This window comes from Bacteroides sp. AM37-9, assembly GCF_003603455.1.
Classification (GTDB): Bacteria; Bacteroidota; Bacteroidia; order Bacteroidales; family Bacteroidaceae; genus Bacteroides; species Bacteroides xylanisolvens.
Window position 1 is genome coordinate 18,093 of sequence record NZ_QTNF01000027.1, and the last position, 18,120, is coordinate 36,212.

Genomic DNA, 18,120 nt, shown 5'->3' on the forward strand with positions numbered 1-18,120 from the left:
CAAAGCCAATCGATATTCTATAATTTCTCTAATAAGTCTACCTTTGCCATACAACGGTGCAGGGGTAGACTTATTAGAGAAACTTATTGGAAACTTCATTTCCGAATTTTAACCAACAATTTGTTCCTCACCGAGAAACTGTAGTTTCCTCGGTGTGGAAACACTTGTTTCTCGGTGAGAAACGAGTTCTTGGTTTTAAACCAATGTACAGGAGTGAATTTAACTAATTAGAATTGGAAATATATGAACGGCTGAATCTCCGAACTCTTCATCTGAATAACCAGGTAAATCAAAGCGACCATCAATACTGCTTTTCCTAGGAACGGCAAACGAATAACACCCCGACAAACTGCATTTTCCCAACTATCGGGAGCAAAATGAAGCAGGAAGCCAAGTAACATCAACGCAAACACTTTCCAATATCCTTCGAGTAATTGCGGGAACAGTTGCGGACGGAAAGTAGTGAATATCTGTCCCAACATATCCATTGAGTTCTGAAAATCGGCATTGCGGAAGAAAATCCAGCAGAAGCAGACAAAATGGAAAGTGATAATCACTCCAAACACACGTCGCCAACCGTGACTTTCCTCTCCTTTCTTACGCCCGGTGATAGACATCCACATTTTATGTAATGCCAGAGCTACTCCATGAAAAGTTCCCCAAAGAACAAAGTTCCAGGAGGCGCCATGCCACAAACCACCAATAAACATGGTAATTATCAGGTTGAGGTATTGTCGGAATTTACCTTTTCGGTTTCCTCCCAGAGAAATGTATAAATAATCTTTTAGCCAACTGGATAAAGAGATGTGCCAACGACGCCAAAATTCCGTAATAGAGGCAGACTTATAAGGTGAATTAAAGTTGAGATTGAAATGGAAACCTAATAATAAGGCGATACCGATAGCCATGTCGCTATATCCGGAAAAGTCACAGTAAATCTGTAAAGCATAACCATAGACTCCCATCAGATTCTCAACACCGGAATAAAGAGTAGGGTTATCAAAAATACGTTCCACAAAGTTGATGCTGATATAATCGGATATGATAGCTTTCTTGAAAAGACCGGAAACGATCAGAAAAATTCCGCGTCCGAACATTTCCTGCGAGACGAATAGGGGTTTCCGGATTTGCGGAATAAAGTCGCGGGCACGAACGATAGGTCCTGCCACCAACTGGGGGAAGAAAGATACGTAGAAGGCATAGTCCAAAAGATTAGTCAATGGTTTTATGTCTCTTCGGTAAACATCAATGGTGTAGCTTAACGACTGGAAAGTAAAAAAGGAGATACCGACTGGCAGGAATATATCAAGAGCAGTAAATTCTCCTCCCATCAATGACGCGATCACTCCACCCAGAAAATTGGTATATTTGAAATAGGCAAGAAGTCCTAAATTAACTCCCAAACTCAAAGCGACCAATCCTTTACGTTTCCAATAACCCTCTACACGATCCATAAGTTGCGCAAGGAAAAAGTCGGCAACGGTGACTATGGCAAGCAGGAAAAAATAGGTACCGCTACTCTTATAGTAAAAATAATAGGAAAAGAGGGTGACAAACAAGATACGGGCAGTGTATTTGCGTTGTAGCAACACATACACCACCATGAAAGCAGCGAACAACCAAAGGAATATACCGCTGCTGAATATCATTGGCGCTTGCGGATCGTAGGTAAGTACCTCTTTCAGTCTACTGAAATCTATATCAATGGGAAACATAGTCATTATATGCTTTGATAAGTGCTTGGTATAATAAATTTCCTTGCAGGATGTATCCTTCGGGTAAATAATGTACATGATCGGGGCGCATCAGTTTTGCGTCTGTCCAGTTCATGCAGGCACGACGCTTCCCTCCGACTACATCATACATATCCCACACGAGCAGACGATGGTCTTTTGCATAACGACGAATGGTTTCCGCTGCTGTCGCTGTACGCGGATTGATGGCATACGTGCGTCTACGCCTTCGCTGCCGGAAACTTTCATAAGAACCGGGAGGGGTAGTCAGAAGAATGGGTACGTTAGGAAGACTGTCGCGCAACAGTTTCACCAGTTCATCCATCTGATTGTAGTGCACATTTATATTATAACGCCGGTTATGGCTTTCATTGGTTCCGAAAGAGAGAATCAGCAATTCGGACTTCAGGGCGGCGATTTCGGCAATACGATCCGGATGGGTAAAGGTAAGGCAAGTAGCTCCGTTGACGCCTTTATCTATATAAGAAACAGCACCGAAAGTTTCTGTCAAACGGGCACCGGTGGTTTGAGGGTAGATATGCCCACGTACATGGCTGTCGCCAATATGAACGATGCGGACTGTATCTTCGGAGAGTCCGGCACGCACCTGACGGAGATGTTCAAAGACGGGAGCCAGCAGAGCGATGCTGTCAATAACTTCGTTCCGACCAGTTTCGCGGAAAGCTGAAGGGAAGGATATTTGTACAGTGATCGTATCATTCGCCCAGTTCATTTCCCGTAAGGGCTTTATAAGTTTTGCGGTCTTTCCCAGTGGAGGACATACAGGTATACGATCTTGTGCGATTGCTTCCGCAAGGAAACAAGGAACACTCAACATACCGGCGAGAATAAGAATAAAGACAGACTGCAGATTATTCTTGCTCATAAGCACGCCTCCTGTCGTATTGTTCCTTACCATAAATCATCGTTTCATAAAGTAGTCCCGCCAAATGCTTGCCGCCACGGAAATTTATATGTGTATAATCGTAGTTTGCCATAGAAGGTTTGGCATGCACCAGTTTTGCCATGCTGCCTTCTCCACCCATGGCTTCAAACATATTCCAAAAGGCGATGCCGCTTTCGGCGGCAATGTTCTGCTGATAACGAATCAGATTCTTCACACCGGGCATGGTACGAAGTTCACCGTTCTCGTTTTTAGAATCACGGTCGCCGACGCTCAACAACAGGATTCCTGCTTGTGGGAAACATTCTTTCAAATGCTCGATAGCTGTGAGCAGTCCTTTTTGATAGTTATCATAATTACGTCCCCGTTCGGTAGCTACATTCAAACCATATTCGAGGATAATAAGGTCGTAAGGACGTTGACGGTTAAACTGTTTCAACATTTGTGGAGGAATGCCCCGCAAAGAAAGACCAGAACTGCCACGCAACGAGAAGTTGTCGAGAATGATTCCTTTCTTTCCATCCATTGCCAAACCATAGAACAATGTAGAGTCTGCACGGTCTACTGTCCAACGGATAGAGCCGATGCGTCCGTCTACCTGAATTTGCTGCAATCCGTCGGAAGGGCCTAATGAATAATTCTTGTTTTCTCCTTTGTTCACACGAGCAGAAAGGAGAACGGAGTCTCTGTTATGGAAAAAGATGGAGGCACGCTGGCAAGTATCGAGCAGGGAGGCATATTTATTTTGCCCGCGCAGTTCTACATAAGCTCCGTTGCGGGGAACGAAATAATGACCGGATATGCCTTGTTTCTTCTTATCGAAATAGACGCTGTCTGTTACCGCATGACTGGACCATCCGCCAAACGTATGTCGCACCGTAGGACGGTAACCGCTTGTCATGGAAGTGATGGTAACAAAACCTACACCACAACCGCCGAATTGTTTCTGAAGCATTTCGCGTAAGTCAGCCGTAAAGATATCCGCTTCGATAAAGGAATCTCCGAATACGGCAATACGCACCTGTTTGTCATCGGAGTCATCGGAAGAGACACGGTCGAGTGCTTTATAAAAAGGAGTCATCCCCCGGAGAGTGGAATCACTGTAATCTTCAATGCAAGTCATACCTGTACGACAGGTATCTACAAAGGCAGGTTTTACAACAGGAGGCAAAGGGATGCTGTCCGAATCAGCTGCGGCAGTCTCTGATTCCGGATAACGAAGGTCGCTCAAAAGGTCTACACGCCTCATCGTGTGCCCGTCAATAGTCAGCGCCGGAAGCCAATGAAGCCCGAGTAAGACTGCAAACACAATCAGTACGAACCACAACGAATATTTCAAATAATTCTTTATTATCTCCATCTTTACAAGTAGATATAGGCACTATTTTAGTTCTTGTTTTTACCCGGTGCCGAGCTACCTCTTCCTCAGTGCCGAACCATCTCCTTATCGGTGCCGGAGGAGGCTTCATCGGTGCCGGACATTTTCAGGCTGCAAAGATAGAGAAAAGCAATAAAAAAGAAGGGAGAATCTACATTATTTATGAGATTCTCCCTTTTTACTTATTTACATGCCGGACATCGGTCAGATCGTCCGTTCAATGTTCCACACAAATGCCCGCAAGCCTAATTGCTCCGTTTCCAAGTCCATCTTATGCAAGGTGTCGAGCAACGGATCGACTTTGCTGTCATCGACTACCGTCAGGATAGCCGAACACATACTTGGCCAGGCATGGCTTCCGAAATGCGGATCGCCTGTCTTTGAACCACGTCCCTGTACTTTTTCAAGGTATGTAAAGCCACGACAACCCAAACGGTCGAGTAATGCCATGATTCGTTCGTAATAAGCCTGATCGAATGTTATCAATACTGATTTCATATTTCTTTTCTTTATTATTTCTTAATAATACTGTCTTTATTCGCCTGGAAGTAAACATCCAATTCACGTTGACGACGGAGCTTACGACGACGGTTCTTAATACCTGTTCCTGCAAATACACAATATAAAGTAGGGATCAAAATCAATGTCAAAACAGTAGAGATCGTCAAACCACCGATTACGGCAATCGCCATCGGACTCCACATTTCAGAACCCTGACCGCCACCGATAGCCATCGGAATCATACCAAGAACGGTAGTGGCAGTGGTCATCAATACCGGGCGGAGACGGCTCTTACCAGCGGTTACTACAGAGTTCAACACTGCCAGTCCACGTTCGCGACAAAGGGTGATGTAGTCGATAAGCACGATACCGTTCTTCACCACAATACCAATCAGCATGATACCTCCCAACAAACTCATGACACTCAATGTACTGTTCGTAAAGAATAGTGCCATCAAGACACCGCTAAAAGCAAACGGCAGGGAGAACATAATAATGAACGGATAGGTCAGTGACTCGAACTGTGCTGCCATCACGATAAATACGAGCACAACAATCAGGATGGCAAGTGTTCCCAAATCGCGGAACGAATCCTGCTGGTCTTCGTATGAACCGGAAATCTGAATGGTGACATCTCCCGGAAGATCCATTTTATCTATCACCTTATTACCGGCAGCTACTACGTCGCCCAACGGAGCACCGGAGATTACTGCGGAAACGGTTACAATACGTTCGCGGTCTTTACGTTCAATAGTAGGAGGCGCGAAACGTTCGACTACCTTTCCGACATCTTTCACACGAACGGATTGTCCTTGCGCATTGTAAATGAGAATATTTTCGAGACTTTCCAGACTTGTACGGAATTCAGGCGCATAACGCACTTTGATATCATACTCATCTCCATCTTCACGATATTTAGACGCTACTGCACCATTGACACGATTACGTAGATAGTTACCGGCTGTTGAAAGATTCAAGCCATGCATCGCCAATTTTTCACGGTCGAAGTCTACCTGATATTCCGGCTGGTAGTCACTACGACTGATATTTACCTCGGTCACACCTTTTACTTTCAGCAATTCACGTTTCAGACGGGCTGCTACACTATCGGTCATTGTCATGTCGTATCCGTAAACCTCAAAGTCGGCACTTGCCTGTGCGGACATACCCGTGTTACTACCACCGAGAATTACCTGTGCTTTACTAAATTCCGGATAGGCTTTCAAATCTTCACGCATCTCATCACAGACTGCTTCCAAAGTGATATCACGATCGCCCGGATCCACCAAACTGATGTTGAACGAGATAATATGCGAACCGTTGTCCTGCATAGATGCCCAAGTATTATCGGAGTCAGCCTGACCGACGGTGTAGTTGCAGACTTTCATGATGTCTTTATACTTCGTCAGCCATTGGTTGGTTAATTTCTCCGAAAGTTCCTGCGCTATCTCTTTTCGTGTACCGATCGGAAGCTCCAACTGTACAGCAATACGAGCATTATCCTGTGCCGGGAAGAACTCCGTGCCGATGCCCTTTGCACACAGCAAACTGACAATGAAGAAAGCAATACATCCCACAATGACAATCGGACGATGACGTACAGCCCAATTCAGCATCTTCGCATACCAGATATCGAGTCCGTCAAGCGCTTTCTCTATCGGAGTAAAGAAGAGCTTGAACATCTTCGACGGTTTTTTCTGCAAACGAAGCAACTGGGAACAGAGCATCGGAGTCAAAGATAGTGCAGCGACCGTAGAAATAAACATGATGGCACACATCATCCAACCCAACTGTTTGAAAAGTACACCGGACATACCGCTTACCATTGTCAACGGGAAGAACACGGCAATCATAGTCAGCGTAGAAGCGACTACAGAAATTGCCACCTCATTTGTTCCGTGCACGGCTGCCTGTTTCGGATCGGAGCCACGCTCGATATGGGTCGTTACGTTTTCAAGTACCACAATCGCATCATCCACTACCATACCGATAGCGATAGAAAGTGATGAAAGCGAGATGATATTAATCGTATTTCCACTAATCGCCAGGTAAATGAACGAGGCAATCAACGAAAGCGGAATGGTGATACAGATAATCAATGTAGCACGCCAGCGTCCCAAGAAAAGGAACACGACGATGACAACGAAGAGCAAGGCATAAACAACGGTTTCCGTCAAACTGTCGATGGTGTTCAAAATGTTGTCGGAGGTATCGACAATGACACCGATCTTCACGTCACTCGGCAGGTTCTTCTGAAGCCTCGGCAATGCGTCGGCCACTTTCTTGGAGATTTCTACCGAATTGGCTCCCGACTGTTTCTGAACAACAATCATCGCACCTTGCACACCATTGTTATAGGTTTCCTGTGCACGTTCTTCCACAGTATCGACGATTCGGGCTACATCACGCAAAAAGACATTTGCCCCATTATGCGTACCTACCACTACGTCTGCCAACTGTCGGGAATCATCGAATTCACCTTCTACACGCAACGCGTATGTTTCACTACCGATATCGAAGTTACCACCGGGAATGTTCTTATTCTCAGCGCCGATAATGGAACTGATTGTTTCGATAGTCAGGTGATAGGCTTCCAGTTTATTGGGGTCGCAATATACCTGAATCTCACGTTGCGGCGCACCACTGATAGACACGGTTCCGACTCCCGGAATACGTGCCAGCGGGTTTACCACACGGTCGTCCAATATCTTATAAAGCGCTGACTGACTCTCATTGGCCTGTACGGAAAGCAGCACGATGGGAATCATGTCCGTACTAAATTTGAAGATGATCGGATTCTCGACATCATCGGGAAGCTGCGAACTTACCATGTCGAGTTTATCACGCACATCATTGGTCAGAACGTCAATATCGTTACCAAACTCGAACTCCAATGTAATCAATGACATATTCTCGGAAGAACGGGAGGTGATATGTTTCAAGTTGCTCACCGCGTTCAACGTATTTTCGAGCGGGCGAGTCACATTATTTTCTATATCCGAAGCACTTGCTCCGGGATAAGCGGTCATTACCATGATTGTATTCGTGTCAATGTCCGGATACAAGTCGATAGGTAACTTGGACAAAGAGAAAAGACCAAAAATCACCACTGCCAGGAAGCAGAGGGAGGTCATAATCGGTTTCTTAACCGCACCTTCGTATAAACTCATGTTATTTTATTTAAAAGCCTCTCCCCGCTCCTCTCCCCAAAAGAGGGAGCCGGAAGATCGTTTTGAAATCAGGTTAATTAATAAATGCATCGGGCGAAAGGTACTGAACACCTCTTATTTGGAAGAAGACTGGGAAGAGGCTTCCACCTCTACTTCCATACCGTTCACCAAACGTGACTGTCCGGCAACTACCACCTGTGAGTTATCCGGTACACCGGATTTCAACTCATACTCCGTACCCATGCGTCTACCCAGTTCGACCTTATTATAAGATACTTTACCGTCTTTATAAACGAATACATAACGGTCGCCGGAACCTGCCTGCTTAACGATTGCCAAATCGGGAACAACGACGTTTTCTGCTGTACCGAAGTTCAATGTCGCACGGGCAAACATTCCCGGACGCACACGCTGGTCTTTATTATCCAGTCTGATCTCTACCTGGAATGTACGGGTAGTGGCATCTATGGTAGGGTAAATCAGATTGATGGTTCCTGTAAATACTTCATCGCCATATACATCGAGTTTCACGTCGACAGGAGTACCTTTTTTCACTTTCGTGAAGTAGGTTTCGGACACGTTAATCAGGAGTTTCACCGGAGTGATCTGTTCTACTACAAGTACGGGCTCTCCACCGCTGTACATATCGCCATTATCATAGTTACGTGCAGTGACCACACCATTGATAGGGCTTTGCAAAGAGGTATTCTCCAGCAGATTCTTATAAGCGGTTTGCTTCACATCGAGTTGCATCTTCGAAGCATCCCACTCTGATTTGGACGCACCGCCCACTTTATATAATTCGTCGATACGGTTGAATTCTATTTCCTGATTATCTAGTTGCAGCTTCGTCTGTTTCAGGTTGGCTGCATCCATCTCCACAAGTTTCTGGCCTTTGGATACGCGGTCGCCCACTTCCACAAAAATCTGATCGATACGTACGGGAGACGAAGGGGCTATATTATTCTTTACTTCGGCTTCCACCGTCGCTGTGTAATCTTGTATTTGATCTACGGGACGGGCTTTTACGTCTGCCAGCTTCACAATGGGCTTCGCGTCCACATGTTCCGCAGCCGCTTTATCTTTTCCACCTGTACATGAGCCCATAAACACAGTTAACAGCAGGGCTACCAATTGGATACTTCTTTTCATATTCCTTAATTGTAATTTTTTAGTTGTCTATCTTTATTCTTTTCCCAGAACCTGATCGAGGTCTGCCTTAGCAACCAGGTAATCGTATATGGACTGATTATAGGTGAGTTGCGCCTGTGTCAGCGACACTTGGGAACTGTTCAGTTCGAGCACCGTGCCCTTACCTACATCATAACGTTTTTCGGCAATCACTACCGCTTTCTTTGCCTGCATCACATTTTCCTTGTTGCTGACTACCTGCTCTGTGCTGGCACTCATGTTATTGCGACAACTGACAATCTGCATATTCAATTGTCTTTCCGTATCAATACGGTTCCAATCGAGCTGGCGCATCTGTATACGGGCGGATTTCACTTTCGTAAAGTTACTTGCCTTATATAAAGGTATACTAAGATTGAACATCAGGCTGGAACTGTTGCTCCAGTTGTAATTGAAAAAATTGATATTCGGATTATACAGTGATTGATATTGGTAGGAGAAACTCATTGAAAGAGTCGGCATAAAGTTTGTCTTTAAAGACTTTACGTTCTTTTCAAGCAACTTCATGTTCAAGTCCAACTGCTTCATGGTGGTATTGTTGTCCAGATTTACATTTTCTTCTCTCAACTGGTTGGCAAACATGGCCGTCTCATAGTTGGTCAGACTATCGTTAATCTTTATCTCCACATCGGCTGTGATCCCCATCAGGACTTTCAACTGCAACTTAGCCAAAGTCACCGCATTAGCTGCCGAAATCAAGTTCGGTTTAATACTGCGCATCTGCACTTCCGCACTGATCTTGTCATATTCGCTCACAGTTCCCTGCTGATATTTGGCATTCACCACATTGTAGTTATCTTCTGCCAGTTTATAACTGCCTTGAAGCACTTCATAGCTGTCCTGCGCAAGCATCAACTGATAATAAGCCTTGCTCACCTGATTCACGAGATCCAGTTTGGAAGCGCGTGACTTCTCTACTGCCAGTTCAATATCCGTCTTTGTCATCGACATGGCACGATAAACGCCCGGCACAAAGAGTGGCAGATTAATACTCAACCCCGCATTAGCGGTGTTCGAACCGTCTTGCCCCATCTTGAACACGTTATCGTTCAATTTCATTTCAGCCGCTTTAATGGTATGGTCTACTGAACCGGCAATACTAGCCTCCGGCAACAGACTTTGCCAGGCTTCTTTGCTGGCAACTTTCTTTAATGCAACTTCTTCTGCTGCCACTTTTATTGTCGGATTCTCATCCAATGCAATTTCCAGGGCTTTGTCTAAGGTTAAGGTTAGTATATTCTTCTCCGCCTGTGTGTCCTGCGCCTTTGCAAAACCAAATGCACAGAGTGCCACAGCTACCAGAAGAATCTTCTTACCTGCCAATCTTTTCATCTTGTCCATAAACTGAATTTCTAATTTAATCTTACTTGTTTGTCAATAAAACCTCACTTTTGCTCTAATCTGCGATGCGGTTCTTACGATATTCTTGTATAAAGTCTTCCAGTACCTTTGCTCCTTTTTCGGTGGAGATGCCGCGTATATAAGTAAACATGATGGATTCGTACACTTCAATAAAAGGATATTCATTGCAGATATCCGTATTCAGAAGTACGTCAAACTGCTCTCGTACCAGCAAATTAACGATAGCGAAGTTCACATCCGGACGAAAAATGCCCTGCTCTACTCCCGTCTTGAAGAAGGACATCGTTTTTCTGCGAATCGCTGTCCTGCCGGTTCTTCATCATCTCATATACCTTCGGATATTTCTTGATGTCTTCAAAAAAGCGTTTATTCGTCTGATGGAACACCTCAATACTTTTCTGAAAGACTGCAAGTATTACCTCTAACACATTATGCGACTGTTCAAAGATTTTCTGCAAGTACTTATCTCTGTCGGCCTGTGCCTTCAGTATACATTCTTTCAACAACGATTCTTTATCCGAAAAGACTTCATAGAGGGTACGTTTGGATATTCCTAATGCTGCTGCAATGTCGTCCATCGTAATACTCTTGATGCCTTTTGAAGTAAAAGCTTCTGTTGCTGCCGTTATGATCCGTTCTCTTAACTCTACCCGTTGGGAAGCGTCTTTTCCATGCTCTGCCATCATCCGTTTTTCTATTTTATTAAAATGCAGTTTTCGTTTTCTTTTCATTTCCAAAGGAAAAACGGAACAAAGATATATAGAAAACTCAATTAACAAATCAAGTTTCCATCTATTTATAATGCATTTGGGAATTATTATCATTCAATAGAGTAAAATGAAAACAAGTGTTAATAGGAAATACGGAACAAACATAGGGCAAAGGTAGGAATGATGGGAATACGAAGTAAAGTTTTATCGCCGGCAGAGGGATTATAATCGACAAATGCCGGATAAATATCGATAAGAATCGACACTTATCCGGCAATAACAGCCACCATTATCAACGAAAAGCGAAAAAGGGTCAATTTATTGTCAGTATTCAATCTGTGTCCTCTTCAGGAAGGCGACTGTTTTATGTATCTCCTTGTACATCACGATATCATCTTTCACAAAAGGCACTTCTTTCCGATAGGCATGGAGGAAACGCTCAAGGACGGGAGAAGTTTTCAGCGGGCGGCGGAAGTCGATGCCTTGTGCGGCATTCATCAGTTCAATGGCAAGGATATGTTCCAGGTTATCCATCACTTTATAAAGTTTGGTAGCTGCGTTGGCGCCCATGCTTACGTGGTCTTCCTGTCCGTTGGAGGAGACGATGGAGTCGCTCGAAGCCGCATAGCAGTACATTTTATTCTGGCTGACCATCGAAGCGGCGGCATATTGCGGAATCATAAAGCCGGAGTTCAGACCGGGGTTGGCAACCAGGAATTCAGGTAGTCCGCGGAGTCCCATAATCAGTTGGGAGACACGGCGTTCGGAGATATTTCCCAATTCGGCCAAAGCGATGGCAAGGAAGTCATAAGAGATGGCAAGCGGTTGCCCGTGGAAGTTTCCGCCGGAGATGATCCGGTCTTCATCGGGGAAGATGGTGGGGTTGTCCGTGACAGAATTGATTTCGGTCAATAGTACGGAGGCAACGTAGCGGATGGCGTCTTTCGTGGCACCGTGTACTTGCGGGATGCAGCGGAAGGAATAGGGATCTTGAACGTGTTCTTTGTGACGTTCGATCAGTTCGCTACCGGCCAGTAGTTTGCGGAAGGCTTCGCCTGTCTCGATTTGTCCCTGATGGGGGCGGATTTGCTGGATGCAGTCCATAAACGGGTCGATACGACCATCAAAGGCTTCGAGGGAAAGGGCGGCTATGAGGTCGGCTTTTTTCGAGAGGCGGAAGGCTTTGAGCATAGCGAATACACCGTTGGCGCTCATAAATTGGGTGCCGTTGAGCAGGGCCAGTCCTTCTTTACTCATTAGTTTGACGGGTTCCCAGCCGAATTCGTCGAGTACGCTGATGGCTTCGCACTTTTTCCCTTTATAGTAGACATCGCCGACACCGATCAGGGGGAGGAAAAGATTGGCGAGCGGAGCAAGGTCGCCGGAAGCTCCAAGAGAACCGCGGTCATAGACGATGGGCATGACGTCATTGTTGAAGAAGTCGAGGATGCGCTGCACAGTGATTACTTGTACGCCGCTATGTCCCAATGAGAGGGCGTGGGCTTTGAGAAGCATCATCAGTTTGATGATGACGGGGCGAATTTCTTCGCCTACGCTGCAGGCATGGCTTTTTATCAGGTTCTCCTGAAGCGTACCGAGTTCGTCGGGAGAAATATTTTTGGTACATAAAGAGCCGAAACCGGTTGTTATACCGTACAGCGGTTCTTCGGAAGAAGCTATTTTGTGATCGAGGTAGTCGCGACATTTCTGGATGCGCAACTTGGCTTCGGGAGCTAGTTCCAGTTTCAGGTTTTCGTTGATAATTCGTTCGATGATTTCGAAGGTCAATGCTCCGGAACCGATATGATATACATTCTTACTCATACGCGCAGGTCTTGATTTACGGCATCCAACAATTCTTTTTCTCTCCGGCAGGCGGTTTGCTCGATTGTATCGGCTTCGGTTTGCAGTTGGAGGACAAAATCTCTGTCTTTGAGCGAACCAAGGTTGATACGGACGTTCAGCAAGGCTCCCAATACGGCGGAACGGGCGGCCATCATGGCTACACAGGCATCTGTGACGGCATTGCGGTTGCCCAAGCGGGCAACATCTGCTATGACGGACATCATATCCAGTGCTTTGCGGGCTACTTCCAACGGAACGAGGGCGGCTTGTTTGGTTGCTTCCTGAATGGCGGCACTTCGCGCGGCGTTCTCTTCGTCGGTTGTTTTAGGAAGTTTGAAGCAGGCAAAGACTTCGTTGTAGGCAGCGGAATCTTTATCGATAAGTGCAATAAATTCGTCCAGCAGACGGAGGGTGATTGTTTGTGCGTGCTGCATTACTTCTTCACTGGCTTCGTATCCCTTTTTTCCTACGGTGAGCCGTGCTACCATTGTGGAAAGGGCGGAAGCTAGCGCTCCATCCAAAGCGGCAATACTACCTCCACCGGGTACAGGGTCGCTGCAAGCTACTTTATCTAAGAAATCTTTTACGGTTAAATCTGCTAACATGGTATTTTGTTTTAAGTGATTAATTGGGTCAACTATTAAGCAACGGGATACAGCATACCGCCTTTAATAGTCATGATTACACAGTTCATGCCTATATAATAAGGTAGAATATGATAGTTGTCGGAATTGAGAACGATAAAATCGCCTTGTTTGCCTACTTCGATGCTTCCGATCCGGTCGGCTCGCTGAAGGGCGGCAGCTCCGTTCAGGGTCAGGGCGGTGATGGTTTCTTCGATGCTCATTTTCATATAGATGCAGGCCAGAGCAATGGTCAGCGGGATAGAACCGGAGAAACAACTGCCGGGATTCAGGTCGGTGGCAAGTGCTACCGCACAGCCGGAGTCAATCATTTCACGACCGCGTGCGTAGGGTTCTTTCAGAGCAAAAGCTGTCAAAGGTAACAGGGTGGCTACTACTCCGGCATCGGCCATTGCACGGATGCCGGCATCGGAAGCGTGCAGGAGGTGATCGGCAGACAGTGCTCCCAGTTCGGCTGCCAGTTCAGCTCCACCGAGGGAGACGATTTCGTCAGCGTGGAGTTTCAACAGAAAGCCGTGTTCCTTGGCTGCCTGAAGCAGGCGGCGGGACTGTTCGATAGAGAAAACGCCTTGTTCGCAAAAGACATCACAACATTCTGCCAGTTCGCCGTCACGGACAAGGGGAAGCATTTCACGAATCAGGAAGTCGATGTATTCGTCGCTTCTTCCTGCATATTCTTCGGGAAGGGCATGGGCACCGAGAAAGGTGGAGACTATATCGACACGTTTATGCTCGGTGTTGTTCAGGCTGCGCATTACCTTTAGCTGTAATAGTTCGGTTTCCCGATCCAGTCCGTAACCGCTTTTACCTTCTACGGTGGTTACACCCATTGTGCTCATTCTTTTCAAAAAGCCTTCGGCTGCTGAACGCAGTTTCAGGAAATTCATTTGCCGGGTGGCTTTTACGGTGCTTGCGATTCCGCCTCCCCGCTCCATAATCGACATATAGCTTTCGCCGTTCAGACGCCAGGAGAATTCTTCGGAACGTTCTCCGCCAAATACAAAATGGGTATGGGAATCAACGAAGCCGGGCAAGAGGCAGTGTCCGCGAGCGTTATAATGCCAGTAGTGTTGATAGTAACCGTCGCGGTCTTCGCCACGGTTCTCACCAACGTAGGTGATGATTCCTTTGGTGACTTCCACGGTTCCGTTCTCTATGACTTGCAGTTGGGACATTTCTTCGCCTTTACGGGCGGAAAAGCCGATGGGAGTTACGATACGGGCATTGAATATGATTAGGTTTTCACTCATAAATTATCCGAATTATCTTGGTTTATTCTTGTTTCATTCATCCTGCTTCTTGATCCGTTGTTTTTTATCAGGGCAGGTTCCCCTGTAAACATCCGTTCTGATTTGGATTGAATATTCGCTAACATATTTCTTTACCGGCTATTCCATGATACGGGCTTCCAAGACTTGCTGCATGGAAAAGTTTTCGAGTCCGAGATAGTAGGAAGCTGTATCAATCAGGGCTTCCATCGGTACGAGACCAATGATTTCACTACCGACAATCGTAACACCATAGCGGCGGGCTTCGATACGTACCAGTTCGAAGGCGCGGTAAAGGGCAGTACGGGTATAGTCGGTCATGTTTATGGATACCTGGGTGATGTTTCTCTCCTTTAGCTCCACTCCCATTGCTTTCACATAACGGAGCCCTCCATTGATATGGCGGATATTCTTTGCTATCTTGGTAGCTATTTCCAGATTGTCCGTACTAAGATTGATATTGTAGGCAACGAGCGGCATACGGGCTCCGATGGCGACTGTACCTGCGGTTGGATGACGTTCGGCAGGTCCGAAATCTGGTTGCCATTCGGGTAGTTTGATTTTTTCGGCCATGCCTTCAAATTCTCCTTTACGAACGGAAGCGAGATTTTCCCGATGCGACGCAGTTGCGGACTTCTCATACAGGAAGACAGGAAGATGATAGATCTCGGCTACTTTTGCGGCTACTTTCTTGGATAGTTCGATGGCTTCTTCCATGCTGGTATTCTTAATCGGGATGAAAGGGATGACATCTACCGCTCCCATACGGGGATGTTGCCCGGTATGCTGATTCAGGTCTATCAAACGGACAGCCACACCGACTGCTTCAACGATTGCTTCGTACAGAGCTTCCGGCTCGCCGACAAGAGTTACAACCAGGCGGTTATGGTCTTCATCATTACTGTAATCAAGCAGTTTTACCCCGGCCTTAATACGGAAAGGGGCTACTATCTGATCTATTTTCTCTAAATCACGTCCCTCGCTAAAATTGGGGACGCATTCAATAATTTTATTCCAACTCATATCAAATATCTATTATTATAGAGGTTATATTCAACTGGATAACTATATGTTTTACATTAAACAAGTGCTCTTTACCAATAGTCCTTATATAATCAGGCACGGTTCACACGAGTTTCATACCGAATCACCGCATGGTTTATACTAAACAGCTATATGTTTAAACAGTTCCATATATTATGGGAATTTATTCTCTCATATTAAGAGAATAAATTCCCATAATATGTGATACTATTTTCCCACAATATATGGGACTATCTTCTTTATAAGTTCTTCGTCCGCTACATACGGCATTGTTATCTGATAGTCTCTTGCATGGGAGTCATTAAATGCTTCGCTTGTCTCCATCGCATGCGGATTACGCGCCCATGAGCGACGGGCTACTCCGCCCATCACATCCCAGAGCATTGCCGAACGAAGTATTTCATCTACCCGTTCGCTACCGTCGCATACCATACCGAAACCGCCATTGACTGCTTTACCAATACCGACTCCCCCACCATTGTGCAAAGCTACCAGGCTCATTCCGCGGGCACAATTTCCGGCAAAACATTGCACAGCCATATCTGCCATCACATTGCTTCCGTCTTTGATATTCGATGTCTCCCGGAAAGGAGAATCCGTTCCGCTTACATCGTGATGGTCTCGTCCCAGCATGATAGGACCTACTTCTCCCCGGCGGACCATCTCATTGAAACGGAGGGCTATGTTCATTCTCCCAACTGCATCCTGATACAGAATACGTGCCTGTGTACCCACCACGAGCTGATTCTTTTCGGCATCCCGTATCCAGTTGTAATTGTCAAGATCCTGACCGCGCCGATTGACGTCGATACATTCCATAGCTGCGTGGTCTGTTTTTATCAGATCTTCGTGTTTGCCACTCAAGCAAACCCATCTGAACGGACCGTAGCCATAATCAAAGAGTTGGGGTCCCATAATATCTTCAACATAGCTTGGCCAGATAAATCCGTCCTTTTCATCAACACCATTACGGGAAATTTCTTTTACTCCGGCATCGTATATAGCTTTCATGAAGGAGTTTCCATAATCAAAGAAATAAGTTCCGCGGGCTACGAGTTTCTTAATAACTTCGAAATGACGATGCAAGGATATATCTACCAAGTGACGGAATTGTTCCGGAGATTCGTGAAGAAGGCGTGTGCGTTCTTCAAAAGTTAGTCCGACAGGGCAGTAACCGCCTTCGTAAACGGCATGACAGGAGGTTTGATCGGATAATAATTCAATAGGAATTCTTTCGCGTTCGGCATATTCGAGCAGATCTACGACATTGCCGTGATAGGCTATCGAGCAGGGTTCACGACGTTGCATTGCTTGAGATGCCATCCGGTATGCTTCGGCTATATCCGCAGTCACGTGTCCCACCCATCCCTGGCGGTGGCGGGTTTCAATACGCGAACTATCTACTTCGGCTATGATGGAGACTGCTCCTGCTATCTCCGCCGCTTTGGGTTGTGCGCCGCTCATTCCTCCCAAGCCGGAAGATACAAATAAATGTCCCCGCAGATCCTGATCTTGGGGAATCCCCAGTTTCAATCGCCCGGCATTGAGGAGGGTATTGAAAGTGCCATGCACAATTCCTTGAGGACCGATATACATCCAGCCGCCAGCGGTCATTTGCCCGTAATTGGCAACTCCCATCTGGGCAGCAATATGCCAATCATGTTGATTGTCGAATTGCCCGATCATCATCGAATTGGTTATTATAACGCGGGGAGCATCGGGACGGGAGCGGAAAAGCCCTAATGGATGTCCGGACTCAATAACCAGCGTCTGTTCTTGGGTAAGTTCTTCGAGGTATTGTTTTATCAGCCGATATTGCATCCAGTTTTGACAGACTTGTCCGGTTTCACCGTAAGTGACTAGTTCGTAGGGATATAATGCTATATCGAAGCAAAGGTTATTGTCAATCATTACCTGAAAAGCTTTGCCTTCAATGCATTGCCCCCGGTACTCATCAATCGGTTTGGCTTTCAGGTCGCCGGCAGGACGGAAACGGTATCCGTAAATCCGCCCGCGAGTGCGTAGCTCTTCCATCAATTCAGGAGCCAATTGTTCGTGCCACTCGGTAGGAATATAACGCAAAGCGTTTTTTAATGCAGTGATTGTCTGCGCCGGGGTAAGTGTATAACCACGGTCGGGAGCTCTCCGGATACCTTCTACAAAATCCGGATAAGGAGGTAGTGTGTTGCCAAGAGTTATTCTCATAATAAACAGAATTAAGGATTACAAACTGTAAGCAATACAGTCTTATAACTCTTCGCAAGATAGAAAAAAAGAAGATAAAAGACAAGAGATTTGACAGATTTATTATCAGAAAGGTATTATTACATTTACAATTTGATAGAAGAACAAGACACAAGCGATGTCAAA

Annotated in this window: 12 protein-coding genes and 1 pseudogene; all 13 read right to left on the bottom strand. The window is 45.9% G+C overall.

The genetic code is table 11. The features are described from left to right. Window positions 1–227 precede the first annotated feature (227 nt). Entirely contained in the window at window positions 228–1,715 is a 1,488-nt protein-coding gene (locus DW862_RS17405) for an MBOAT family protein (protein ID WP_120069618.1), read from the bottom strand. Beyond that, on the bottom strand, window positions 1,702–2,619 hold the full coding sequence (locus tag DW862_RS17410) for an SGNH/GDSL hydrolase family protein (RefSeq protein ID WP_243636508.1): 918 nt from the start codon (window positions 2,617–2,619) through the stop codon (window positions 1,702–1,704). The genes DW862_RS17405 and DW862_RS17410 overlap by 14 nt, the downstream gene beginning before the upstream one ends. Further along, on the bottom strand, window positions 2,606–3,997 hold the full coding sequence (locus tag DW862_RS17415; protein ID WP_008023016.1) for an SGNH/GDSL hydrolase family protein: 1,392 nt from the start codon (window positions 3,995–3,997) through the stop codon (window positions 2,606–2,608). The genes DW862_RS17410 and DW862_RS17415 overlap by 14 nt, the downstream gene beginning before the upstream one ends. A 222-nt stretch (window positions 3,998–4,219) precedes the next feature. Then, window positions 4,220–4,513 (bottom strand): PG0541 family transporter-associated protein, encoded by a 294-nt coding sequence (locus DW862_RS17420; RefSeq protein WP_049701227.1) that lies wholly within the window; start codon window positions 4,511–4,513, stop codon window positions 4,220–4,222. Window positions 4,514–4,527: 14 nt separating this feature from the next. After that, complete coding sequence (locus DW862_RS17425) at window positions 4,528–7,686, bottom strand: efflux RND transporter permease subunit (protein ID WP_009040607.1); 3,159 nt, start codon at window positions 7,684–7,686, stop codon at window positions 4,528–4,530. A 114-nt stretch (window positions 7,687–7,800) separates the two neighbouring features. After that, the gene (locus DW862_RS17430; protein WP_120069621.1) at window positions 7,801–8,838 is read right to left on the bottom strand and encodes an efflux RND transporter periplasmic adaptor subunit; all 1,038 of its coding nucleotides are present in this window, start codon (window positions 8,836–8,838) and stop codon (window positions 7,801–7,803) included. Window positions 8,839–8,871: 33 nt separating this feature from the next. Then, window positions 8,872–10,218, bottom strand: coding sequence for a TolC family protein (locus tag DW862_RS17435; protein WP_008023023.1), 1,347 nt, complete (start codon window positions 10,216–10,218; stop codon window positions 8,872–8,874). A gap of 55 nt (window positions 10,219–10,273) precedes the next feature. Next, a pseudogene (locus tag DW862_RS17440) lies at window positions 10,274–10,925 on the bottom strand (TetR/AcrR family transcriptional regulator). A 348-nt stretch (window positions 10,926–11,273) separates the two neighbouring features. After that, on the bottom strand, window positions 11,274–12,773 hold the full coding sequence (hutH, locus tag DW862_RS17445) for a histidine ammonia-lyase (protein ID WP_008023027.1): 1,500 nt from the start codon (window positions 12,771–12,773) through the stop codon (window positions 11,274–11,276). Then, window positions 12,770–13,399 (bottom strand): cyclodeaminase/cyclohydrolase family protein, encoded by a 630-nt coding sequence (locus DW862_RS17450; RefSeq protein ID WP_117683452.1) that lies wholly within the window; start codon window positions 13,397–13,399, stop codon window positions 12,770–12,772. Before DW862_RS17450 ends, hutH begins: the two co-directional genes overlap by 4 nt. Window positions 13,400–13,434: 35 nt before the next feature. After that, window positions 13,435–14,688, bottom strand: a complete 1,254-nt coding sequence (hutI, locus tag DW862_RS17455) for an imidazolonepropionase (protein ID WP_008645755.1) — start codon at window positions 14,686–14,688, stop codon at window positions 13,435–13,437. 138 nt (window positions 14,689–14,826) lie between these two features. Beyond that, window positions 14,827–15,729 carry a glutamate formimidoyltransferase gene (gene ftcD / locus DW862_RS17460; RefSeq protein ID WP_004313464.1) on the bottom strand — a complete coding sequence of 301 codons (903 nt, stop codon included), beginning with the start codon at window positions 15,727–15,729 and terminating at the stop codon, window positions 14,827–14,829. Between the two features lie 228 nt (window positions 15,730–15,957). Next, window positions 15,958–17,955, bottom strand: a complete 1,998-nt coding sequence (locus DW862_RS17465; protein ID WP_015531719.1) for a urocanate hydratase — start codon at window positions 17,953–17,955, stop codon at window positions 15,958–15,960. Window positions 17,956–18,120: the final 165 nt, after the last annotated feature.

Bases quoted from the DNA above. Each gene is read 5' to 3' on its own strand.
- DW862_RS17405 (WP_120069618.1), bottom strand. From the start codon at position 1,715: ATGTTTCCCATTGATATAGATTTCAGTAGACTGAAAGAGGTACTTACC.
- DW862_RS17415 (WP_008023016.1), bottom strand. From the start codon at position 3,997: ATGGAGATAATAAAGAATTATTTGAAATATTCGTTGTGGTTCGTACTG.
- hutH (WP_008023027.1), bottom strand. From the start codon at position 12,773: ATGAGTAAGAATGTATATCATATCGGTTCCGGAGCATTGACCTTCGAA.
- DW862_RS17430 (WP_120069621.1), bottom strand. From the start codon at position 8,838: ATGAAAAGAAGTATCCAATTGGTAGCCCTGCTGTTAACTGTGTTTATG.
- DW862_RS17435 (WP_008023023.1), bottom strand. From the start codon at position 10,218: ATGGACAAGATGAAAAGATTGGCAGGTAAGAAGATTCTTCTGGTAGCT.
- ftcD (WP_004313464.1), bottom strand. From the start codon at position 15,729: ATGAGTTGGAATAAAATTATTGAATGCGTCCCCAATTTTAGCGAGGGA.
- DW862_RS17450 (WP_117683452.1), bottom strand. From the start codon at position 13,399: ATGTTAGCAGATTTAACCGTAAAAGATTTCTTAGATAAAGTAGCTTGC.
- DW862_RS17465 (WP_015531719.1), bottom strand. From the start codon at position 17,955: ATGAGAATAACTCTTGGCAACACACTACCTCCTTATCCGGATTTTGTA.
- hutI (WP_008645755.1), bottom strand. From the start codon at position 14,688: ATGAGTGAAAACCTAATCATATTCAATGCCCGTATCGTAACTCCCATC.
- DW862_RS17420 (WP_049701227.1), bottom strand. From the start codon at position 4,513: ATGAAATCAGTATTGATAACATTCGATCAGGCTTATTACGAACGAATC.
- DW862_RS17425 (WP_009040607.1), bottom strand. From the start codon at position 7,686: ATGAGTTTATACGAAGGTGCGGTTAAGAAACCGATTATGACCTCCCTC.
- DW862_RS17410 (WP_243636508.1), bottom strand. From the start codon at position 2,619: ATGAGCAAGAATAATCTGCAGTCTGTCTTTATTCTTATTCTCGCCGGT.